4 protein-coding genes are annotated in these 3404 nt (G+C 71.3%); all 4 read left to right on the top strand.

Features of this window, described 5'->3' with window-relative positions; translation table 11 throughout:
- The coding region (gene ribA, locus G6026_RS15410; protein WP_241728127.1) for a GTP cyclohydrolase II at positions 1 to 1076 on the top strand (1076 nt) is incomplete at its 5' end.
- A complete protein-coding gene (ribH, locus tag G6026_RS15405; protein ID WP_107756514.1) occupies positions 1073 to 1549 on the top strand; it encodes a 6,7-dimethyl-8-ribityllumazine synthase in 477 nt (158 codons plus the stop codon). The genes ribA and ribH, both read left to right, overlap by 4 nt.
- On the top strand, positions 1546 to 2034 hold the full coding sequence (locus G6026_RS15400) for a PH domain-containing protein (RefSeq protein ID WP_107756513.1): 489 nt from the start codon (positions 1546 to 1548) through the stop codon (positions 2032 to 2034). Before ribH ends, G6026_RS15400 begins: the two co-directional genes overlap by 4 nt.
- Before the next feature lie 6 nt (positions 2035 to 2040).
- Positions 2041 to 3404: excinuclease ABC subunit UvrC (uvrC, locus tag G6026_RS17655; RefSeq protein ID WP_347238123.1), on the top strand; the 1364-nt coding region annotated here is incomplete at its 3' end.

The following is a 3404-nucleotide window of genomic DNA, read 5'->3' as shown; positions in this document are numbered from 1 at the left end:
TCCCGCCGATGCGGGCCATCAACGAGGACCGGCACGACACCGCCTATACGGTCACCGTGGACGCCCGCGCCGGTGTCTCGACCGGGATCTCCGCCGCCGACAGGGCGCGCACGGCCCGCATGCTGGCCTCCGCCGACGCCGTTCCCGGAGACTTCACACGGCCCGGCCACGTGGTACCGCTGCGCGCGCGGCCCGGCGGCGTACTCACCCGGCCCGGCCACACGGAGGCCGCGGTCGACCTCGCTCGTCTCGCCGGCCTGCGCCCGGCGGGGGTGATCTGCGAGATCGTCTCCGAGGACGACCCGACCACCATGGCCCGGACCCCGGAGCTCCGACGTTTCGCCGACGAGCACGGGCTCGCGCTGATCACGATCGAGGCGCTGCAGGACTGGCGCCGCGCGCACGAGGTGCAGGTGGTGCACGAGGCGGCCGCCCGGATCCCCACCCCGGCCGGGACGATGACCGCGCACGGGTACCGCGACGTCATCCAGGGCGTCGAGCACGTGGCCATGGTCGCCGGTGACGTCTCGGGCGGGGAGCCGGTGTCGGTCCGCGTCCACTCCGAGTGCCTCACCGGGGACGTCTTCCACTCGCTGCGCTGCGATTGCGGTCCACAGCTCGACGCGGCCGTCGCCTCGGTGTGTGAGGAGGGCCGCGGGGTGGTCCTCTACATGAGGGGTCACGAAGGCCGGGGGATCGGCCTGGTGCAGAAGCTCCGCGCCTATCAGTTGCAGGACGACGGCCGCGACACCGTGGACGCCAACCTGGACCTCGGCCTTCCCGCCGACGCCCGGGACTTCAGCCTGGCCGCGCAGATGCTGCGGGATCTCGGGGTGACGCGGGTGCGTCTGATGACCAACAATCCCGCCAAGGCCGACGCCCTCCGTGCCGGCGGCGTCGAGGTGGTCTCACGGGTTCCCATGCCCACCGCGGTGACCCCGGAGAACCTCCGCTACCTGCGGACCAAGCGGGACCGGATGGGCCATCTGCTCGAGGGCCTGGACGACGGCGCCGACCTGGACGCGCACGTCCCGGAGACGAACGCCACCGACACGAACGGAGAGGATCGCCGATGAGCGGCACCGGTAGGCCGGAGTTGGTGATCCCCGACGCCCGCGGTCTGCGGCTGGGCGTCGTGGCCTCCACCTGGCACGACGAGATCTGCGCGCAACTCATGAAGCGCGCACTCGCGGTGGCCGAGGCCTCCGGAGCGATCGTGTCCGTCGCCCGCGTCACGGGGGCCGTGGAGCTCCCGGTGGTCGCACAGGAGCTCGCGAGGTCCCACGACGCCGTGGTGGCGCTCGGGGTGGTCATCCGGGGCTCCACACCGCATTTCGACTACGTCTGTCGCTCGGTGACCGACGGGCTGACCCGGATCGCGCTCGACGAGGCCACGCCGGTGGCCCACGGGGTACTCACCACGGAGAACGAGGCCCAGGCCCGGGATCGTGACGGACACGAGGGCGCCGCGGAGGACAAGGGCGGCGAGGCGGTGGCCGCCGCACTCGGCGCGGCCGTCACCCTGCGCGACCTCCGGGCGGGGCGATGACCGATCACCGGGATCCCGAGCACCGGCATTTCGAGCATCGCCCACGGCGTCTCCGGATCGCCGTGATCGTGCTGGCGGCCCTCATCGTCCTCGCGCACGTCCTCTGGGCCGTCCTGCTGGTCCGTGACGACACCGGGGTCACGATCGGTGTCGCCGACCAGCTCGCCTTCGTGATGATCGGCCTGATCTTCGCCGGCGTCCTGCTCACCCTTCTCAGGATCAGGGTGCGGGTGGGTGAACAGGGGGTCGAGGTCCGCGGGCCCCTGCGGACCCGGCAGTGGGGCTGGCCGGACATCGTGGGGATCACGTTCCCCCGGTCCAGCATGTGGCCGCGACTCGAACTGCCCGCCTACGAACACGTCGGCATCTGGGCCATCCTGACGGTCGACGGGCAGGAGGCGGTCGACGCCATGGGCTCCCTGCGCGAGACGATCCGCCGGTACAAGCCCTCGGCCGCCGATCCCGAGACCGTCGCCGACCGCTGAGGCGTCGTGGCCGATCCCCGCACGTACCGTCCGTCACCCGGCTCCATCCCCACCGAGCCGGGGGTCTACCGCTTCCGCGACGACCAGGGTCGCGTCATCTACGTGGGCAAGGCCAAGAACCTACGCAGCCGGGTCAGTTCGTACTTCGCCGACCTCACCCTGCTCCACCCGCGTACCCGGCAGATGGTCACCGCAGCGGCGGGCGTCCAGTGGACCGTCGTCTCCACCGAGGTGGAGGCGCTCCAACTGGAGTACACGTGGATCAAGAAATACGATCCCCGCTTCAACGTGCGGTACCGGGACGACAAGACCTACCCCCTCCTGGCGGTGACGGTGGGGGAGGAGTTCCCCCGCGCGTTCGTCTACCGCGGACCGCGACGGGCCGGGACCCGGTACTTCGGTCCCTATTCCCACGCGTGGGCGATCCGGGACACGCTCGACACCCTCCAACGGGTCTTTCCGGTGAGATCGTGCACGGCCGGGGTGTTCAGGCGACAGGCCCAGCTGGGCCGTCCCTGTCTGCTCGGGTACATCGACAAGTGCGCCGCACCCTGCATCGGACGGGTGTCGGCCGAGGAACACCGCCGGATCGTCGACGAACTCTGCGACTTCCTCGCCGGACGCACCGACGTCATCATGAAGCGGATCGAGGCGCGGATGCTCAAGGCGTCCGAGGACCTGGACTTCGAGCGTGCGGCCCGGCTCCGGGACGACCTCGGCGCGATGAGACGGGCCATGGAGAAGCAGGCCGTCGTCCTGGGTGACGGGACCGACGCCGACGTCGTGGGCGTCGAGGTCGACGAACTGGAGGTGTCCGTCCAGGTCTTCCACGTCCGGAGCGGGCGCATCCGGGGCCAACGCGGCTGGGTGGTCGAGCACGCGCACGGGGTGGACGCCGACGGCCGGTTCGACCCGGCGCTCGCCGTCCCCGGCGTCGTCTCCGACTACCTCGCCCAGTTCTACGGCGGAGAGGCCGAGTTGGCCGGGGCCACCGAGTCCGGCGCCGACCTCGCTGCCGCCGTGCCCCGGGAGGTGTTGGTGCCGGCGCTGCCCGACGACGCGGACGAGCTCGCCGACTGGCTCTCCACCCTGCGTGGATCACGCGTGTCGCTACGGATACCGCAACGGGGCGACAAGAGGGCGCTGGCGGAGACGGTCCGCCGTAACGCGGTGGAGGCCCTGACCCAGCACAAGCTGCGCCGCAGTGGCGACCTGACCGCACGCTCGGCCGCCCTGCAGGAGATCCAGGAGACCCTGGAACTCGACACGGCACCGCTCCGGATCGAGTGCGTGGACATCTCGCACACCCAGGGCACCGACGTCATGGCCTCCCTGGTGGTGTTCGAGGACGGGCTGCCCCGCAAGAGCGA

Origin of the sequence: Dietzia sp. DQ11-38-2, assembly GCF_014145055.1 — a bacterium.
In the GTDB taxonomy this organism is placed as follows: Bacteria; Actinomycetota; Actinomycetes; order Mycobacteriales; family Mycobacteriaceae; genus Dietzia.
Note: the sequence above shows the minus strand (reverse complement) of the source record. Positions and strands in the feature narration are given on the sequence as shown.